16 protein-coding genes and 1 pseudogene are annotated in these 18,397 nt (G+C 73.9%); 6 read left to right on the forward strand and 11 right to left on the reverse strand.

Annotated elements, in window-relative coordinates; genetic code table 11:
- Positions 1-38 precede the first annotated feature (38 nt).
- Complete coding sequence (locus ACQEU6_RS25090) at positions 39-779, reverse strand: SDR family oxidoreductase (RefSeq protein WP_499335470.1); 741 nt, start codon at positions 777-779, stop codon at positions 39-41.
- Between the two features lie 111 nt (positions 780-890).
- Between ACQEU6_RS25090 and ACQEU6_RS25095 the strand changes: the two genes are divergently transcribed.
- Positions 891-1,364 carry an RrF2 family transcriptional regulator gene (locus ACQEU6_RS25095; protein ID WP_499335471.1) on the forward strand — a complete coding sequence of 158 codons (474 nt, stop codon included), beginning with the start codon at positions 891-893 and terminating at the stop codon, positions 1,362-1,364.
- Between the two features lie 35 nt (positions 1,365-1,399).
- On the opposite strand, the gene ACQEU6_RS25100 is transcribed toward ACQEU6_RS25095, so the two are convergent.
- Positions 1,400-2,518, reverse strand: a complete 1,119-nt coding sequence (locus tag ACQEU6_RS25100; RefSeq protein ID WP_499335472.1) for a helix-turn-helix transcriptional regulator — start codon at positions 2,516-2,518, stop codon at positions 1,400-1,402.
- A 51-nt stretch (positions 2,519-2,569) separates the two neighbouring features.
- Complete coding sequence (locus ACQEU6_RS25105; RefSeq protein WP_499335473.1) at positions 2,570-3,082, reverse strand: cupin domain-containing protein; 513 nt, start codon at positions 3,080-3,082, stop codon at positions 2,570-2,572.
- A 150-nt stretch (positions 3,083-3,232) separates the two neighbouring features.
- Between ACQEU6_RS25105 and ACQEU6_RS25110 the strand changes: the two genes are divergently transcribed.
- From ACQEU6_RS25110 to ACQEU6_RS25125, 4 genes and pseudogenes are all read left to right on the forward strand, one after another.
- A complete protein-coding gene (locus tag ACQEU6_RS25110) occupies positions 3,233-4,477 on the forward strand; it encodes an MFS transporter (protein WP_499335474.1) in 1,245 nt (414 codons plus the stop codon).
- Positions 4,389-5,678: a VWA domain-containing protein gene (locus ACQEU6_RS25115; RefSeq protein ID WP_499335475.1), complete on the forward strand. Its 1,290-nt coding sequence runs from the start codon at positions 4,389-4,391 to the stop codon at positions 5,676-5,678. The genes ACQEU6_RS25110 and ACQEU6_RS25115 overlap by 89 nt, the downstream gene beginning before the upstream one ends.
- A gap of 2 nt (positions 5,679-5,680) precedes the next feature.
- Positions 5,681-6,493, forward strand: coding sequence for a hypothetical protein (locus tag ACQEU6_RS25120; RefSeq protein WP_499335476.1), 813 nt, complete (start codon positions 5,681-5,683; stop codon positions 6,491-6,493).
- A gap of 203 nt (positions 6,494-6,696) precedes the next feature.
- Positions 6,697-7,314 (forward strand): annotated as a pseudogene (locus ACQEU6_RS25125) (sigma factor).
- A gap of 220 nt (positions 7,315-7,534) precedes the next feature.
- Here the strand turns inward: ACQEU6_RS25125 and ACQEU6_RS25130 are convergent.
- The 4 genes from ACQEU6_RS25130 to blaOXA all read right to left on the reverse strand — a co-directional run bounded on the left by ACQEU6_RS25130 (position 7,535) and on the right by blaOXA (position 10,683).
- A complete protein-coding gene (locus ACQEU6_RS25130; RefSeq protein WP_499335477.1) occupies positions 7,535-8,038 on the reverse strand; it encodes a nitroreductase family deazaflavin-dependent oxidoreductase in 504 nt (167 codons plus the stop codon).
- An 18-nt stretch (positions 8,039-8,056) separates the two neighbouring features.
- On the reverse strand, positions 8,057-8,584 hold the full coding sequence (locus tag ACQEU6_RS25135; RefSeq protein WP_499335478.1) for an isoprenylcysteine carboxyl methyltransferase family protein: 528 nt from the start codon (positions 8,582-8,584) through the stop codon (positions 8,057-8,059).
- A 4-nt stretch (positions 8,585-8,588) separates the two neighbouring features.
- The gene (locus ACQEU6_RS25140; RefSeq protein WP_499335479.1) at positions 8,589-9,644 is read right to left on the reverse strand and encodes a type III polyketide synthase; all 1,056 of its coding nucleotides are present in this window, start codon (positions 9,642-9,644) and stop codon (positions 8,589-8,591) included.
- 148 nt (positions 9,645-9,792) lie between these two features.
- A complete protein-coding gene (gene blaOXA, locus ACQEU6_RS25145; RefSeq protein WP_499335480.1) occupies positions 9,793-10,683 on the reverse strand; it encodes a class D beta-lactamase in 891 nt (296 codons plus the stop codon).
- Between the two features lie 294 nt (positions 10,684-10,977).
- On the opposite strand from blaOXA, the gene ACQEU6_RS25150 reads away from it, so the two are divergent.
- Positions 10,978-11,577, forward strand: coding sequence for a dihydrofolate reductase family protein (locus ACQEU6_RS25150; RefSeq protein WP_499335481.1), 600 nt, complete (start codon positions 10,978-10,980; stop codon positions 11,575-11,577).
- 23 nt (positions 11,578-11,600) lie between these two features.
- Here ACQEU6_RS25150 and ACQEU6_RS25155 read toward each other — a convergent pair whose 3' ends face one another.
- The 4 genes from ACQEU6_RS25155 to ACQEU6_RS25170 are packed head-to-tail and all read right to left on the reverse strand — an operon-like array spanning position 11,601 to position 18,337.
- Positions 11,601-12,818, reverse strand: a complete 1,218-nt coding sequence (locus tag ACQEU6_RS25155; RefSeq protein ID WP_499335482.1) for a Wadjet anti-phage system protein JetD domain-containing protein — start codon at positions 12,816-12,818, stop codon at positions 11,601-11,603.
- Positions 12,815-16,159 (reverse strand): ATP-binding protein, encoded by a 3,345-nt coding sequence (locus ACQEU6_RS25160; protein ID WP_499335483.1) that lies wholly within the window; start codon positions 16,157-16,159, stop codon positions 12,815-12,817. Before ACQEU6_RS25160 ends, ACQEU6_RS25155 begins: the two co-directional genes overlap by 4 nt.
- Positions 16,156-16,827, reverse strand: a complete 672-nt coding sequence (locus tag ACQEU6_RS25165) for a DUF4194 domain-containing protein (protein ID WP_499335484.1) — start codon at positions 16,825-16,827, stop codon at positions 16,156-16,158. The genes ACQEU6_RS25160 and ACQEU6_RS25165 overlap by 4 nt, the downstream gene beginning before the upstream one ends.
- Positions 16,820-18,337: a DUF3375 domain-containing protein gene (locus tag ACQEU6_RS25170; RefSeq protein WP_499335485.1), complete on the reverse strand. Its 1,518-nt coding sequence runs from the start codon at positions 18,335-18,337 to the stop codon at positions 16,820-16,822. The genes ACQEU6_RS25165 and ACQEU6_RS25170 overlap by 8 nt, the downstream gene beginning before the upstream one ends.
- Between the last annotated feature and the right edge of the window lie 60 nt (positions 18,338-18,397).

Consider the following 18,397-nt stretch of genomic DNA (forward strand, 5'->3'; position numbering starts at 1 on the left):
GCGGCCTCAGAGGTTCCGCTCCCCGGCTCGGCCGGTCGTCACTGTTCGGCGAGCCACTGGTCGAAGGTGGTCGGCGTGATGCGGGCGTCCGGGCCGGGCAGCAGCGCGTTGCCCGCCGCCTCCTCGCTGAAGATCGCCGACCACGTCGGCACGAGCTTCACCGTGCGGCCGCGCGCCTGGTCGGTGCGCCGGGCCATGTCGACCAGGTCCTGCGGTTCGGGGCCCGCGACATCGCTGTAGCGCCCCTGCGGCCGGCCCGCCGCGATCTCGGCGAGGACGCCGGCCACGTCCGCGGGCGCGACCGGCTGCACCAGCAGCGGCGCGATCGCGGCGACGCCGTCCTGCTCGGTCCAGCTCGTCACCGTCGCGGCGAAGTCGTGGAACTGCGTGGCCGGGACGATCGTCCAGGGCACCGGACCGGCGGCCACCAGGCGCTCCTGCTCTCGCTTGCCGGCGTAGTGCGCGTTGCCCTCGATGCGGTCGACCCCCGCGATCGACAGCAGCACGTGGTGGCTGACGCCCGCCCGCTCCTCGGCGGCGAGCAGGTTCCGCGTGACGGCTCCGAAGAAGGCGACCGTCCCGGCCGGGTCTGCCGCGGTGCTGTTGGTGACGTCGACGACCGCGTCGACGCCGGCCAACGCGTCGTCGAGCCCCTCGCCGGTCGTCAGGTCCACGCCGAGCGAGCGGCTGACGCCCACCACGTCGTGGCCGTCCCGCCGCAGAGCGGCGACGGTGAGGGTTCCGATGTTCCCGGTCGCGCCGGCGACGGCGATCCGCATGGCGGTCTCCCCTGTCCTGGTGATCGAGGTCTGGTGATCGGGGCCTGGTGATCGAGGTGGAGCGTATCATGGACGAAATAGATCCATAATGTCTGCGATATGCTCTCGACCGTGAAGCTGCCCGCAAGCACCGAATGGGTTCTGCACTGCGCGACCACGCTGGCCCAACTGGATCCGGAAGCCAGCGCGTCGACGGCGCAGCTGGCGCAGTACCACGACCTGCCGGCGCCCTATCTCGCCAAGCAGCTGAAGGCCCTCGTCAAGGCCGGTCTGCTCGCCGCGACCACGGGCCCGCGCGGCGGGTTCCGGATCGCACGCCCCGCCTCGCGGATCACGCTGCTGCAGATCGTCGAGGCCGTCGACGGCGGATCCTCTCCGTACGAGTGCCGCGAGATCCGCCAGCGGGGCCGGGGAGCCCTGCCGCCCGGCGAGTGCCGGGACACCTGCGTCCTCGCCGCGAGGATGGCCGACGCGCACCAGGCGTGGCGGGACAGCCTCGCCGGCGTCACCCTGGCCGACGTCCTCGGCACTCTTCCGCCGTCGGCGCCGTCCCGTACCCGGTCACGCCTGGCTGAGCTGACGTAGCTCGGCGGACGTCCGCCGGCCGGAACGCAGGGCGGTCAGGGGGCGGTCGTGCGGTGCAGGGCGTCACCGGCGGGCGGCAGGTTCTGGTCGGCGAACAGGCTGGCGATGAGCTCCCCGCGGCGGGAGACGCCGACCTTCTTGAAGATCGCCTTGATGTGGTCCCGCACGGTGTGGACGGAGATGACGAGGGCCCGGGCGATCTCGTCGCTGGTCAGGCCGCGGGCCACCGCGAGGGTGATCTCCAGTTCCCGTCCCGAGAGCCCGCAGGCCTCGGCGGCGAGAAGCGACACCTGCGCGGGCGTGGCGGGCTCGATGACCAGCGCGGTGCGGCCGGACGAGCCGTCCGCCCCGCGCATGCACGAGGCCCGGCAGACGAGCCACCGGCCCGCGCGGTCGCGGACCCGGACCTCCGCGCCGCCGTCCGCGGCCCCGCGCGCCCCGACGGCCATGCCGTGCATCCAGGCGGGCAACGCGATCCCGAACGCCGTGGGGGACGACGGGCCGGGCGGCAGCGCGTCCAGGTGCCCGCGCGCGTCGGCGTTGACGGAGATCAGCTCGCCGGCGGAGTCGAAGAGCAGCAGACCGGGGCCCGAGGGGGCCGTCGTGCCCGGCCCGGGAGCCGGCCGGGCGAAGGAGCGCAGCCGCCGGGCGAGCGGCGGCGACAGGCTGGACACCAGCGCGATCTCGGATGCCGTGAAGGGCGGGCGGCCCTCTTCGCGGAACAGGCTGATGTGGCCCCACGGCCGTCCGCCCGCCCGCAGGACGGCGCGCAGCTCGTCGGCGAGCCCGCGGGGTCGCAGGTAGCCGCGGTAGAGGGGGCTTCGCTCCGGCATGTCCCCGGTGCTCTCGCGGAGCGCCGCTGCGGGGACGGCGGCGCGGGCGAGGTCGCTGAACAGGTTGACGCTCTCGGCGAGCCACTCGTTGTCCCAGTAGGCGGCCGAACCGCCCTCGGAGAGGTTCTCGACCCGGACGGGCGCCGTCATCAGCCCGGTGAACGGATCGGTGGCCCGCCACACCGAGGCGTCGAACGGCACGAGGGCCCGCAGCCGGGTGGACGCCTCCGCGAACATGTCGAGCGCGTCCGCTGCCTGGTCGGCGCGGGAGATCAGGCCGGCCCGGCCGCGCCGGACGCGGGACGCCGTTGGGTCGTGCATGCGATCCGCCCTCCTGAGGCGTCTTCGAGGAGGACGCGGCTCCGCCTGCTTCTATTCCGCGGGCGGGCGGCCCTTGCGGGCGGTCTGCCAGGTCGGGCTGTCCAGGAAGTGGACGTCGTACCGCTCCTGCACCGCGAGCAGGCTCTCGGGGCGGTCCCGCCCTTCGGCGACGCGCTGGAGCATCCGGAAGTAGCCGAACCGCTGGACGCCCGGGGTGATTCCGACCAGCAGATCGGCGCCCGAGCCCCGCACCGCTCCGAAGGCGTGCGGCAGACCCGGCGGGATCACCAGGAAATCGCCCTTGGCGAGGGCCTGGACGTCGCCGCCGAGAAGGAACTCGGCCGCGCCGTCGAGGACGTGGAAGAACTCCGACGAGAGCAGATGACGGTGCGGCTGCGCACCGTCGGCGCCGTCGACGAGGGTGAGACGGCTCGCGCTCAGGGCGGCTCCGGTCTCCTCGCCGTCGGTCAGGAGCCCGAACCCCCCGCCGGAGGGGAGGCCGAGGACCTCGGCCTCGCCGCCCCGGACGAGGAGCGCGCTTCCCGGCTGGGACGTGCTGGTCATGCGGTGTCTCCCGGTGGTGCTCGTGGACGTTCCCCCGATCGTGCCGCCGGCGCTCCGCGGCCTCCATCCCCCGTTCGAGGGATTGGCCTCGCGCGCCGCCGCGGTGATGGTGATCGGGCACCTGACGGGAACTCCGCGAAGGATTCGATCATGCATGCCGCATCTGCCCGGCGGGCGTCCACGCCCCCACCGGTTCGGAACGAGACCGGCGCGGGCCCGGCGGGACCGCGGCTGGGCGTCCTGTTCGGCCCGGCGGTGTTCGGCGTCACGGCGGCAGGCGTCGCGCTGCCGGAGGTGGCCGCCTCGCTGGGCGCGGCACCGGATGACGTCGCCTGGGTCCTCACCGTGCACGCACTGGCCCTGGGCGTGGGGACGGCGCTGTTCGGGCGCCTGGCCGACGCCCGGGGCGTCCGCACCACGCTGCTGTCCGGTTCGCTCGTCCTCGGGCTCGGCGCGGTGGTGATCCTGCTGGCGCCGAACCTCGGCGTCCTGGTCGCCGGACGGTTCGTCCTGGCGGCGGGCTCGGGGGCGATGACCTCCGGCGCCCTGTCGCTCGCCGGGGTGCCGCTGTGCCTGCGCCTCGCCGTCCGTCCCGGATCAGGGAGGCGCATGGATCCCGTCGGCGCCGGGCTGGTCACGGCGGCGGCGGCCACGCTGCTGGTGTTCGTGCAGTCCCCCACGCTGTCGCTGCCCGCGTGGGCGGTGGCGTCGGCCGGGCTGGCGTTCCTGCCCGCGGCGGCCTGCCTGGCCTGGTGGGTGCGGACCCGGCCGGAAGGCTTCGTGCTCCGGTCCGTGGTGGCCGATCGCGCCTTCGTCCTGGCGGCGGCCATCGGCGTGGGCGTCTACAGCGGCCTGTTCGCCGTGATGTACGCCCTCCCGCAGATCCTGGTGGAGCAGCAGGACTGGAGCGTCCTCTCGGTCGGGAAGGCGCTCCTGCCGGGTGCTGCTGACCGGAGCGTCCCTCGCCTTCGCGGCGTTCGCCGTCACGCAGGTCGTCACGACCGGCCTCGTGTCGGCGCGCATCGCACCGGACCTGCGCGGGGGCGCCATGGGCCTCCTCAACCTCACGTTCTTCGCCGGCGGCGGGATCGGCTCGGCCGCCGCCGCGGCCCTGTCCCGGTCGATGCCCCTGACCGGCGCCCCCGCGCTCGTGGCCGTGCTCCCGCTCGCCGCGGGCCTCCTCGCCCTCGTCCAGGGAGGCGGGAAGCATCCGGGCACGGCCCGGAAGCAGGGCGGGCGCGGCAGGGATCGGGGGGCATTATCGATCTTGGCCTCGGGGGCCCGCGGGCGTCATTAGGATCCCTTGGTGATCTCCAAACGATCTTTCGCGGGGGCCGGCCTCCTCGCCCTGCTCGCCCCCTCGGCGCTGGTCGGCGCGCCCCCCGCCGCCGCTGACGACGGCGGTCCCGCGGAGCCCCCCAAGGTCGAGCTCGTCCTCGACGTCAGCGGCTCCATGCGCGCCCGCGACATCGACGGGCGCAGCCGGATGTCGGTGGCCCAGCAGTCCTTCGACGCGGTGGTCGACTCCCTGCCCGCCGAGACGCAACTGGGCATCCGCGTGCTCGGGGCGCGGTACCGGTTCCCCGGCAGCCCGAAGGCCGTCGGATGCACGGACACCCAGCAGCTCTCCCCCGTCGGCCCGGTGGACAAGGCGCGGGCGAAGGCGGCGATCGCGACGCTGCGCCCCACCGGCTGGACGCCGATCGGGCTCGCGCTCCGCGCGGCGACCCGGGACCTCGGCGCCGGGGAGACGACGCGGCGGATCATCCTCATCACCGACGGCGAGGACACCTGCTCGCCCCCCGACCCCTGCGAGGTGGCCCGGCAGCTCGCCTCCCAGGGCACGCACCTGGTCGTGGACACCCTCGGGCTGACCCTCGACGACAAGGTCCGGCAGCAGCTCACCTGCATCGCCGACGCGACCGGCGGGACCTACACCGCCGTCCAGCACCAGGACGAGCTGACCGGCCGCCTCAACCAGCTCGTCCAGCGCGCCGGCGCCACCTACACGCGGACGCCGGAGAAGGTCGCCGGGGCCGCGGGGTGCGCCGGCGCGCCCACGCTCGCGCCCGGCGTGTACACCGACCGGGAACGGTTCGGCGAGCACCGCTGGTACCGGGTGTCGGTGGCTCCGGGCCAGGAGCTGCGCGCCTCCGTCAGCGTCGCGCTCGACCGGACCCTGAACCCCGACCACGGGGTGCTGCTGCGCGCGGTGTCCGGGGCCGGGCAGGAACTCGTCCGCGGCACGGACGCGGGCAGCGGGCGCACCGACGTGCGGTCCACCGGGCTGCGCTGGTCGGACCAGCGGGCCGGGGCGGACGCCTCCGCCTCGCCCTCGCCGGACGGCGGTTCCGGCGGCACGCCGGTCTGCCTGGTGGTGAGCAACTCCTTCTCCGCCCCGCCGTCGGTGCGGACGGCGCCGGGCATGCCGCTGGAGCTGACCGTCGACCTCGTGTCGTCCTCGGACACGCCGGGCGAACCGGACCTCGGCCGCGGCTGGCTGCTGCTGGTCGTGCTCGCCGGGACGGGCCTGGTCGCCGGCCTGGCCACCGGGTGGCTCGCCCGGTGGCGGGTGGCCGTCTGGAAGGAGAACTGACCATGCGCACCCTCCCCCTCCTCTCCTCCACCGCCTGCATCGCCTCCGCCGTCTGCGCGGTCCTGCCCGCGGCCGCCGCGCCGGCCGCCGCGGACGCCTCCCCGAGCCCGCGGCCGACGGTCGGCACCGCGGGGACGTCCTTCCTGACCGCGACCACCGTGGAGGCGGGGCAGCCGGTCCGCGTGCCCGCCTCGACCGGCGACTACCTGTACTGGTCGTTCGCCGCCGCGGCCGGGCAGACCGGGCGGATCACGGTGACGGTCGCGCTGCCCCCGGCGGCGAGCCGCCACGGCGCCGCGACGTACACCATCGACGTCTTCGACGGGCTGCGCCGCCGCCAGGCGTGCACGGCCGGCCCGCAGAACGCGACGGCGGCGGCGGGGGCCGCGAGCGTCCGGCTCCGCTGCTCGCTGCGGCAGGTCCGGGCGTGGGCCGAGCCGTGGTCCGACGACCCGCTGCCCGGCACCTACTACCTGCGGCTCGCGGCGAGCGGCCTGCCCGAGCAGGACCTCGGCCTGCCGATCCGGGCCGACGTGCGGATCAGCGCGAAGGACGGGAACGCCCGGCCGGCGGGCGCGAAGCTGAAGGCGCCGCTGTCCCCGGCCGTCGACCCCGGAGCCACGCTCGCGCCGGGCGCCGCCCCGTCGGCGAGCCCCGTGAACTCGGCGCCGAAACCGGCGGAGCGGGTCAAGGGCTGGTTCTCCTGGCCGTCCGGCCGCTGGTGGTGGACGATCGGCGGCGGCGTCCTCGCCGCCGTCATGGCGGTGGCGGGCTACAGCCTGACCCGGCATCCGCGCCGCTGGTTCTCCGCATAGCGCTGTGCCTGCGGGGTGGACGCCGCCGTCGCGCCGGCAGGCGACTCGGTCCTCGGGGCCGTGTTCTCGGCGTGAGGGTGCCGGGTCCGGCCGATGGCAGTGCCCGAAGGGGATCGGCCCGTGATGATGTGGTCCGCGTGGGTTGACCTGCTGCTCCGGCACCGGAGGGTCGAATAATGTGACGAACGAACGATAACGACTGGTTGGCCGATCAGTTCGTCGAGCACCGGCCGCATCTGAGGTCAGTGGCCTACCGGATGCCCGGCTCGCTGAGCGAAGCCGATGACGCCCTGCAGGACGCGTGGCTGCGCGTCAGCCGGGCCGACACCAGTGACGTGCGCAACCTCACGGGGTGGCTCACCACGGTGGTGGCGCGGGTGTGCCTGCGCTGCTGGTGGTGCTGGACACCCTGACACCCGCCGAACGGCTCGCCTTCGTCCTGCACGACATGTTCGCGGTGCCGTTCGAGCAGATCGCCGCCATGCTGGACCGCTCGGCAGCGCCAGATCGTCGAGGCGTTCCTGGCGGCCACCCGGAGCGGGGACTTCCACGGGCTGGTCACCCTGCTCCATCCCGATGTGGTGCTCCGCGCCGACAAGGCCGTCATCCCCACCCCCGAGCCCGTCACGGTCGCCGGAACCGAACCCGTGGCCAAGGGCGCGATGGCCGCCGTCCAGCGGGCCCGGTTCACCGGCACCGCGCTCATCGACGGGGCGGTCGGCCTGGCGACGGCCCCCGGCGGCCGCCTGCGCGTGGTGCTGGCCTTCACCATCGTCGACGGACCCGCTCCGCCGCCGGGCGACCGCTCCCCGTGGCCGTGACGCGCGTCACACGGCCCCCGCCGTCACATCCGTCCCACGCGCCGGGTCAGGGCAGTGACCGACCCTCCGCCGGAGCCCACCGGGCCGAGTACGGCGTGCCCCGCTCGTGGTGGACCCCGCTCGGCGCGGCCAAGGCCGCCGCCGCCCTCGCCCTGGCATCGGCCGCCTGACATCGGGCACCGTCCGGTGCTGATCCGGTTCGGCCGAACCGCTGCCGCCGCTATTTCGGGTCGAGGACGAACACGGGGATCTGCCGGTCCGTCTTCTCCTGGTACTCGGCGTAGGACGGGTAGGCCGCGACGGCCCGCTCCCACCATTCGGCCCGCTCGGCGCCGTCGACCTCACGTGCGACGTAGGTCTTCGTGACGACCCCGTCCTGCAGCGGGAACTCGGGGTGCGCCTTGATGTTGTGATACCAGGTGGGGTGCTCGGGAGCGCCGCCCTTGGACGCCACGACCGCGTAGCTGCCGGCGTGCTCCACCCGCATCACCGGGGTGTAGCGCAGCCTGCCCGTCTTCGCACCGCGCAGCGTCATCAGCACGACCGGCGAGCCGAGGATCTCGACTCCCTCGGTGGTGCCGCTCTCAAGGATCTTCCTCGTCTGGTCCTGCACCCAGCTGGTGGGGCTGAACTCCACGTCGTCCGCCATGTCCAGGACGAACGTCTCCTGATCCGCGCCCATTCCCGCCGGACGCGCCGTCTCCCGCCCCGGCACGATCGGCACGCCGACGGCGCTCCCGCGTCACGAGGGTGCGAGGGTGGTGTCGGCGTGGCGAAGGGCGGCGTTCTCCGTCCTGATGCGGGTTCTCAGGAGGCCCAGGTTCACGATGGTGAACAGCAGCGCGGTGATCCAGCAGGTGTGCACCAGCGGCAGGGCGACGCCCTCGGCGACGACCGCGACGTAGTTGGGATGGCGCAGCCGGCGGTAGGGGCCCCTGGCCACCGGCGGCAGGCCCGGAATGATGATCACGCGGGTGTTCCACCGTCTGCCGAGGGTGGCGATGCACCACCAGCGCAGCCCCTGGGCCAAGACGGTCAGGCTCAGCATCGTCCAGCCCAGGACCGGGATGAAGGGGCGGTCGAGCAGCCACGCCTCCAGCGGCGCGCCGCCGAGCAGGCCGGCATGGGCGACGACGATCCCCGGGTAGTGCCCGCGTCCGTACTCGACTCCGCCCCTGCTCCTGGCCCAGGCCAGATGGCGGCGGGCCACGACCAGCTCCGCGACCCGCTCCGCCCCGACCAGCGCGATGAGGAGCGTGAACCCGATCACGCGGTCACCAGCGCAGGAGCAGCAGTTCGGCGGAGAACCCCGGTCCGAGCGCCATCAGCAGCCCGGTCTCGCCCTCCGGCGGGCGGCGCCGTTCGATCGTCGCCTGCAGCACGTTGAGCACCGAGACCGAGGACAGGTTGCCGAACCTGCGCAGGGAGTCCCAGGTCAGGTCGAGCTCGCCGTGCCCGAGGGCGAACGCCTCGGCGATCGTCTCGATCACCTTCGGCCCCCCGGGATGGCAGACCCACGAGGTCACCTCGCCGGGAGACAGGCCGTGCTCCCCGAGGAAGGCGGCGACGTCGCCGGCCAGCGTCGCCTCGACGTGGTCCACCAGGTCGGCCGCCAGGACGATCCGGAAGCCGTGCTCACCGACGTCCCATCCCATGAGCCTCTCGGTGCCGGGGTAGAGCTTGCTGCGGGTCGCGACGACCCGGGGCCCCCAGCGGTCCGGCGCCCCCGCGCCGGCCGGCCGGTCGGCCCCGACCGCCACGGCCGCCGCGGCGCCGTCCCCGAACAGGCCGCTGGCCACCAGGTTGGCCAGCGAGCCGTCGTCGCGCTGCGCCGTCAGCGAGCACAACTCGACGCAGACCAGCACCGCCACCTGGTCGGGCCACGCGCGCAGGTAGTCGTGCAGCCGCGACAGCCCGACGGCGCCGGCCGCGCATCCGAGACCGAAGACCGGTACCCGCTTGACGTCGTCCCGCAGGCCCAGGCGCTGGGCCAGGAAGGCGTCCAGCGAGGGCGTGGCGACCCCGGTCGAGGAGCAGAAGACCAGGTGGTCGACCTGCGACGGGTCGACCCCGGCCGCCTCCAGCGCCCCGCGGGCGGCCCGCTCCCCGAGGGACAGCGCGGTATCGGCGTAGGCGCCGTTCGCCGTGGTGAACCCGTCGAGATTCGCGTACTTCTCGATCGGCAGCGCCAGGTACCGGCCCGACACGCGGGTGGCGGAGTGGAAACGCTCCACCACCCGCCGGTCGGCGCCGGTCGCCGCGACGACGGCCTCGGTGATCTCACGCTGGTCGTAGTGGTACTCCGGCAGGACGGTCTGCACAGCCCTCACACGCACGGCTCCCCCTCAGCTTCCCCCTCCTGCTTCCTACCCACCAGCACGGCATGAAGCGGGCGTCACGGGGTCGGGTCGACGGCGGCCGGAACGCGGCGGATCACGGTGACCACGGGACGGTCACCGCGATCCGTGGAGGGAAGGCTCACGCAGGGGGCAGCACGTTCAGTCGCTGCAGCAACTCGCGCGAGACGGCGGCGCGCTTGCCGGCGTCGGCCGCCTCGACGATGTCGATGTTCAGCGCGAACGTGTACACGCGCCCGCCGCGCTCGACCCATCCCGTCCACCAGCCGGTGCCGGGACCAGGGGCGTTCTGCCAGCCGGACTTGGCGAACAGCTTGTACCCGTCCTTCTCCTCCTGCTTGATCAGGTCGCGGACGGTGCGCTGGTGCGCACGCGAGGCGGGCAGGCGCTCGGCCGCCAGCCGCTCCATGAACCGGGTCTGCTCCACCCCTGAGATCTTCAGCGGCCCGTCCAGCCAGAACCGGTCCACCTTCGTCCCGGTCCGGCGGTTGCCGTAGCCGAGCCGGTTCAGCCACTGCCGCTCGCGCTGCAGGCCGATGCGGCGGGCGATCACCTGGAACGCGGCGGCGTTGGAGACGCGCACGGCCTCCCGCATCGTCATGTCCTGCTCCCACTCGGGGAACGGCTGCGGCGTCCCGTCCCAGGGGATCACCTCGTCGGGGCTCCTGACCGCCCCGGTCTCCAGGGCCACCAGTGCGTGCGGGACCTTGAAGCTGGAGGCGGGCACCAGCGGGGTCTGGGCGAGCCGCCGGTCCACGACGGTCGTACTCCCGGTCTTCACGTCCAGCATCGTGAACGAGCCGCGCACGCCCGCCGCGTCGAAGACGGCCCGCAGATCGTCGCGCTCGACGACGCCGGGGCGGATCCGATCGGCCGCCGCGACGGCGGCGGCGCCGCGCGGGGCGGGGTCATGGCCGGCCGCGCCGCACGCGGCGGAGCCGAGGAGGGTGAGCGCACCGAGCGCCGCGGCGCCCAGCCGGACGCGCAGCGTTCGGGAAGAAGGCTTGGTCATGCGGTTACCCGATCACCGAACCCTGCCTTCTGTCCAATATTGATATTGATTATTGATCAATATCTGAAAAGACATCTTCGCAGCTCGATCGGGTCGCTGGAGCTCGCGACCACGTCCAGGGTCCGCACACCTGATCGGTTTCGGGGAGACCGCGTCCGGCGTGTGGCCACCCACGGTGGTCAGTGATCGAACGTCCTCGAAAGTCTGTGGCGGCGGTGTCGGATCCGGGCGGGGGTGTTCGTGGAAGTGGTGGAGCCGCCCAACGGAGGCGGCGCGGGAACAGGGAGCAGCGCCATGAGCACCACCTTCACCGTCGACTACTTCTGCAGCCTCGACGGCTACGGCATGGCCGAGGGCTGGCCCGGCTACTGGGGGAAGGAGGGGCCGGAGCTCATCGAGGACCGGGTGCGCACGTTCGCGCAGGACCAGGTGCTCGTCTTCGGCGCGACGACGTTCCGGCAGTTCCGCACGTTCGTGGGGATGTTCGACGAGCCCTACTACGACAGCCTGAACGAGCTGCCGAAGATCGTGTTCTCCGGCACGCTCGAAGAGCCGCTCGGCTGGCGGAACTCGACGGTCCTCAACGAGGACGCGGTGACGGCGGTCGAGCGCCTCAAGCGCACCACGGACGTCCCGATGCGCTGCCACGGCAGCGTCTCGCTGAACCGCGCCCTGCTCGCCGCCGGCCTCGTCGACCGGCTCGAAGTCATCATGTTCCCCGCCGTCTCCGGCCGCTCCGGCAAGGCGGCGCTCCTGCACGGCGGGCCGGAGCTCGACCTGGAACTCATCGAGTCGACCGTGCTCGACGGACGGACGCACAAGCTCGTGTACGCCCCGCGCCTCCACGGCGCGATCCCCGAGGGCGTCGGACCGCGGCTCCGGACCGCGGGCTGAGCGGTCGGTCGGCACCGAGCCGGTCAGGGGCGTGTGGAGACGTCCAGCAGCCGGGCCGCGGCGTGGGAGAGGGGGACGGCTTCCTGCTCGATCCGGCGGAACGGCGTGGGGCCCGCGGTCGCGACGGTGTCGTATGCGGTCCTCTCGGCCTCGGTGAGGTGCGGCAGGTTCTCCGAAGACGGCTTGATGGGACGCCCGTCCTTGTCGTGGTTCAGCCCGTGCCCGGCGTAGCGGTGCAGGTCGGTGGCATCCATCAGGATCGAGGTGACCGGTTTCGGTGGCGCGCCGTCCGGTGCGGGCTCGGCCAGCGCGGCGCGGAACCGGTCGAGGATCGCGTATCCGTCCGCGTCGATGTCCCCCCAGTAGACGACGTGGTCCGCGGCCCGGATCCAGGGCACGTGCGCGAGCAGGGCCGCGGCCGCCTTGCCGCCGCCCTCGACCACGATCGCGTCCGGCACCGGCGGGAACCAGAGCCGGGAGTCGCGGTTCTCGACGACGAGGACGGTCCGCGGCCGGTAGGCGACGTCGTGCGTGTCGCCGGTGGTCCAGGCGTCGTGCCTGCGGCGGCCCGACGCGGCGTGGCCGGGGTCGACGTAGGTCAGGTGCAGCACGGCCGGGCGGGACCGGACCTCGTCCCGGACGTCGCGTCCGGCGACGTCGCGCAGCAGCGCGCCATGGGTGTCGAGCCACTTGGTGTGCATGCCCGGGATCGGGAGCTGGCGTGCGGTCCAGGCGCCCGCGTCCGGGTGCCGGCCCAGCCAGGACACCGCGCCGAGCAGGACCTCGGCGTCGCCGGCGCCGAGCCGGCAGACGGCCCGGAGGGTGGCCGGGGTGAGGACCGCGCCGGCGGACCGCAGCGACGACGCGAGCGCGCGGGCGCGGGCGGCGTCCACGGCCGGCGGTCCGGTTCCGGAGACGAGGGCGACGGCGGCGTCCAGATCCGCGACCAGCGTGGCGGGGTGGTCGTCCGTCACGCCCCGGACGGACACCGGCCTGCGGACGATCTCCACGCCCGGCGGGAGCCTCTCGGCGAACTCACGCCAGCGCATGCGCCACTCGTTCCAGGCGGGGAGCCTCCTCGTCACCGCGCTCCCGGTCGACACGCCGGGACGGAGCGGGACGGAGAACGCGACCGGGTCACCGATGCCGAGTTCGGCGCACACGGCCTCCGCCCACTTCCGGTCCACCTTGCGGCGGAGGAGCTCGACCGCGGCGGCCGGGGCGACGAGCCGGGAGCTCACGCGTCGGGAACCGCGACGATGGGCTTCGCCCTCGACCGCCCCTCGGCGTTCTTCAGGATCAGGTACTCCGCGTCCACATGGGGCTCGATCGCGCTGTGCTTGTCGTTGGGGGCGCCGATGACGAGCTGGAAGCCGAGCCCGCGCCACGCGCCGATGGCCCGGCCGGTGAAGTGCGCGTCCGCCTTGATCAGCGCCTCGTCGAGGAAGACGGGGGCGTAGCGGGGGCGTTCGGCGCCCGCGTCGCCCAGCTGGTAGCGCAGCGCCGCGCCGACGATGAAGGCGACCAGCTCCTGGGACTCGCCGCCGGACTTCTCCCCGATGTGGTCGTAGACCGCGACGTGCTCGCCGGCGAGGTCGCACTTCTCCGCGCTGATCCGGACGTGGTTGCGCACGTCGACCAGGTCGGCGAAGTCGGGCGCGGTGCGGCGGATGCGGTCGATCACCTTGGCCATCCGGTGGTAGGCGCGCTCCCGGTCGGCGTCCGTGCCCGCCTTGTCGATGACGGCGCGCACGTCGCGCAGTTCCTTGCGGAACCGGGCGCGCACCGCCGAGTGGCTCTCCTGCGGGTCGATGCGCAGCCGGTGCCCGTCGTCGGCGAAGGGCAGCTCGGCGAGGATCCGGTTGACCGGGTCGATCCGGTCGCGGATCTCCCGGACGGCGGCGGCGAGCTCGCTGTCCAGGCTGGTCAGGTCGTTGCCGGAGAGTTTGAGCAGGCTGTCGCGCCACTCGGTCTCCAGCTCGTGCAGGCCGCTGGTCTCCAGATCGGTGAGCAGGCGGTCGAAGTCGCGGTAGGAGGCGTCGGGCTCGGTGCCGAGGTTCGGGTTCGGCCAGCGCTCGACGAAGGTCGAGAACGTGTCCCGCAGCGCCTTGCGCGACCGGCCGACCTCCTCCTCCGCCGACGTGCGGTCGGCGCGCATCCGTTCGGAGCCGCGCCGGTGCGCGGCGTCGAACTCCTTCAGCGCGGCCGCCGGGTCGGCGCCGTCGGGGGCGTCGCCGAACAGCCCCGCGAGGTAGTCCCGGTGTTCCGCGCTCACCTCGGTGCCGGTCTCCGCGGCGGTGTCGAGCGCCCGCTGGGCGCCGTCCACCTCGTCCACGATCTCCTCCCAGGACCTCTCCAGCCGCTCCACGTCCTTCTTCCGTCCGCCGATGTCCTCGGTCAGCTCGGTGACCTTCCGCTTGAGCTCCTCGACCTCCCCCTGCAGCCGGTCGATCTCCGGGTTGCCCTTGCGGACCTCGGTGATGACTCCCTGCCAGCGGTCCCGTTCGGCGGTGACCGACTCGACGTCCACCTGGTCCCAGGACAGTTCGGTCACGGTCAGGTAGGCGGTGCGCCTCTCCTCGAACGAGTTGAGCTCCCGCTCCGCGTCCTCCGCCCTCGCGTCGGCATCGTCGAGACGCTCCTGGGCGCGGCCGATCCCGGCGTCGAGATCGGCGAGCAGCCGGGTGTTGGTGAATCCCAGCAGGTTGGCCCGGCCCTGACCGCCGTGCGCGCCCCGGCCGCCCTGCGACGTCTGGCCGGTGATCGTGAGGGCCTTCTTGTACTGCCTCAGCAGCCGGGGCGTCTCGACGCAGACGAAGTCGAACCGCTCGGCGAGTTCGCTCTTGAGCCACGCGGTGAACGGCGACGACCGGTAGTCGAGCCGGCCGGGGAGCGTCCGGTCGTTCAGCCCGACCTCGTCGCGCATGCCGGTGCGGACGCCTTCGAACTGCACGCGGCGGGCGACGGGCACCGCGTTGATCGCCTCGCGGAACGCGTTCAGGAGGCCGATGTCGATCAGCATCCGGGTGGCGAACCCGCCGAGCGCCAGGTTGAACGCCTCCCGCCACGGCTCGAACTCCGTGCGCACCTCGATCAGCTCGCCGACGAACGGCAGGTCGTCCGGGGTGAGGCCGGCGGCGGCGGCCAGCCGGTCGCGGGCGGCGTGCAGCTCGGTGGGGATGTTGCCGCGGCGGGCCTTGACGGCGCCGTGCTCGGCGCGCAGCGCGGCCAGGTCGCGGGCGGCGTCCGTCTGCTCCGCCGCCGCCTTGGCGAACTCGTTCTGGGCGGTCTTCCTGGCGCCGGAGTCGGCCAGCGCCCGGTGCGCCTCGTCGACCAGCGCGGCGAAGTCCGGGGCGGTCGACACGGTCGCCCCGACGCCGTCCAGGACCCGGTCCAGCCGCTGCCGCGCGCGTTCGACCTCGGCCAGCCGCCGCTCGGCCCCGCGGATCTCCCGGAGCGCGGTCTCCAGCCGGTCGCCGCCGGAGGCGCGCAGCGTGTCGGCCAGCGCCTCCCGCCGGGTCTCCGCCGCCTCGATCAGCACGGCGGTCTCCCGCACGTCCTGCTCGGCCCGGCGGCGCCGCGCGGTCAGGTCCTCCTCGGCCGCGCGCAGCAGGTCGAGCCGGCGTTCGTGCCGCCACAGCGCCGCGGGGGACGCCGGGTCGGTGAACGACCCGACGTCGTCGATCACCTTCAGCCGCGTCACCGCGCCGTCGACGGCGGCCCGGTGGTCGCGGATCGGGGCCAGCGCCCGCACCTGCCGCCGGGCGGTGATCATCCGGTCGCGGGTGCCGGACAGCTCGTCGAACTGCTGCACCACCTCGTCCGCCGTGGCCAGGGTGGACGGCTCCTCCAGGACCATCGTCTTGTACAGCGCGTCGACCGTGGTGATCTGCTGGCCGGCCTGGATCCTGCCGAGCAGCCCGACCGCCTTGTGCCCGTCCCCGGCGGCGCCGATGCCCAGCGTGGTGTGCAGCCGGGCGGTGAAGTCGCGGTCGGTGTCGAAGCAGGTCACGCCCGTCGCGGTGACCGCGGGGCGGGCGAGCCTGCTGCCCGCGGGGCCGTCCAGCTCGCGCAGGTCGTAGTCGTCGTCGACGGTGCCGCGGACCACGACGACGTCGTCGAGGGCGCGCGCGGACGACGGCACGTACCAGGCCCGGAGCGCGGTGAACACCGCGCCGCCCGGGTCGGCCCAGGTCATCGCGATCGCCGACCAGGTGTCGCGGCCGTCCCCGCGCAGCACCCGCTGCCTCGTCTCACCGCCCGCCCGGGACTCGTCGAGCTTCCCGCGCGCGTAGGAGAGGATGTTGCGCTGGTCCTTGCCCCGGGGCCGGCCGACCACGCCGCCGTTGGACGCCCCGTTGAACGGCGTGGTGTGCGGCATCAGCAGCGCGATGTAGGAGTCCATCAGCGTCGACTTGCCCGACCCGGAACCGCCGCCGAGCAGGGTCGCGCCGGGCGCGAACCGGACGCGGTGGTACCCGTCGTAGCCGCCCCAGTTGACCAGCTGGAGGTCGCGCGCCACCCACTGCTGCCCCCGCGACGCCGCCGGGATCAGCCCGAACAGCGTGTCGATCATGCTCATGGCGCGACCTCGTTCCGCTCCCGCAGCCACCGGCTCAGTTCCGCGAGCTTCTCGGTGCTCAGCACGACCTCCACCAGCGGCGTGATGCGGTACCGCCCGGCGGACTCCTCCGCGAGCAGGCCCTCGGTGGCCAGCCGCTGCACCGCGTTGCGGATCTCGCGCTGGCCGCGGGCGAGGTTGTGGTCGTCCGGATCGAAATAGGTCAGCACGGTCTGTTCCAGCTCTTCGATGTCGACCCGCGCGGACGTCTCGCCGGTGCCGCGCTCCCGCTGGAAGACGGTCCGCAGGTGGACGAGTACCAGGGTCTCGGCCCGGCCGTAGGGGTCGTCCTTCAGCAGGATCGGGACGTCCAGCTCCCCCGAGCGCACCTGCTGCTTGTAGGCGATGCCGCGGTCGTGGTCGACCACGAGCCGGACGAACAGGTCGTGCAGCCGCGACTCGACGATCTGCTGGTTCTCCAGCAGCGTCCGCCACTGCGCCGGGTTCTTCTCGGCCAGCAGGAACTTGCGCTGCAGCAGCCGGACCAGCACGCGCCGCACGTCCACGTCCAGCGTGCCGGTGTCGCCGGCGAACAGCTCGGCCGGGTCGTCCTCCATCGGGACCGGCTCGATGAAGCCGGCCTCCTCGCCGGTCGACCACCCCTCGCCGGCGCCGTCCGGTTCACTCATCGTCGTTCCCCGTCCCCTCGTCGGCGGCGCGGGCCGGCGCCGGGACCGCCGCCAGCACGCCGCCGAACGCGAGCCGTCGCCGGGTCCGGTCCGGACGGACCGTCTCGACCACCGCGACCTCGGCCGTGTCGGTCATGCCGAGGCCGTGCGCGATCTCCAGCAGGCCGAGCAGATCCACCGGCCGCCGTATCCGCTCGGCCGCCGCGCGGAACGCGGCCGCGACGTCGACGCCGGCGCCCGCGTCGCCCGCGAAGCCCGCCAGGTGCGCGCGCAGGTCGGCGTACTGCGGACCGCCCCATGCCCGGGTGTCCGCGGTCGTCACGTCGTCCTCCTCGTCCCATTCCCGCAGCGGCGTGGGCGGCTGGGGCGGCCGCAGGTCGCTCATGGTCTGCCGCAGCTGCCCGACGTCGGCCACCGGCAGGCGGCGCAGCGGGTCGACGGCCGAGCCGCGGCGCGACCCGGGCACCCACGCGTGGAACCCGGACATCACGTCCCGCAGCAGCTCGTCCACCTGGCGGTCCCGCATCGGGTCGTGGTTGCGCACCTGGGTGGTGATGACGTGCGACGCCTGCCGCTGCGCGGCCAGCACCTCCTTGACGCCCTGCTCGATCCGGCGCGCGATCTCGGCGAGTTCCCGCCGCTGCGGCTCCGGCATCTGCTCGGTGAACCCGTGCCGCAGGACGGTGCGCAGCAGGTGCCACAGGTCGTCGATCTGCGCCGGGTCGCCGATCAGGCGCAGCGCCCCGGCGAACGCGCGGCCCTCCGGCGTCGCGTCCATGATCTGCCGGCCGCGCTCCAGGTACTCGCGCAGCACCTCCCCGGTCGGCCGCACGTCCTGCCGCAGGTCGGCGACGACGTCCCGCTGCATGGCCTTGATCGACTCGGCGACGCGGGCGAAGTCGGCGGGCAGCTCCCGCGCCAGGTGCAGCACGTTCTCGGCCGCTTCGAGCAACTGGTCGTCGGCGACGGTGTCGACGACGCCGCCCTTCTCCAGCCGGTCGAGTTCCCGCCGGCGCTGGTCGATCTCCGTCTGGAGGCGCGCCATCCGGGCCATCACGTCCGGGTCCGCGTCCTGCGCGAGCCGCTCGACCGCCTCCAGCAGCGTCCGGACGCGGGACTCCGACACCCTGGTCCGGGCCCCGCCGACCCGGCCGGCGACCTCGAGCGCGCCGACGCCGTGCGCGGACAGCCGGTACACCTCGACGTCGTCGGAGACCTGCCGGACCAGCCAGCCAGCGTGCACCCACTGCCTGCACAGGTCGCGGGCGTTCCCCGCGGGCAGGGGCTGGTCGCCCTCGTCGCCGTAGCCCGCCGCCCGCAGCTGGTCGAGGGCGTCGGAGATCTCCGCGTGGGCGTCGGCCACCGCCACCGTCGGCCGCTCCGGCGTGAACATCATCGCCAGCACGGTCACCACGAACGGCGCGTAGGTCCGGTGGAGCAGATCGAGCATCGGGTTCTGGAACGCCCGAAGCGCACCCTGATATGCGCCCTCAACACCTCGTGTACCCATCGCCGACCAGGGTACGACCTGGGGCTGACGCAACGCGTCGAGAAACTGACGCCGTCGCGC

This window comes from Spirillospora sp. CA-108201 (genome assembly GCF_050936235.1).
In the GTDB taxonomy this organism is placed as follows: Bacteria; Actinomycetota; Actinomycetes; order Streptosporangiales; family Streptosporangiaceae; genus Spirillospora.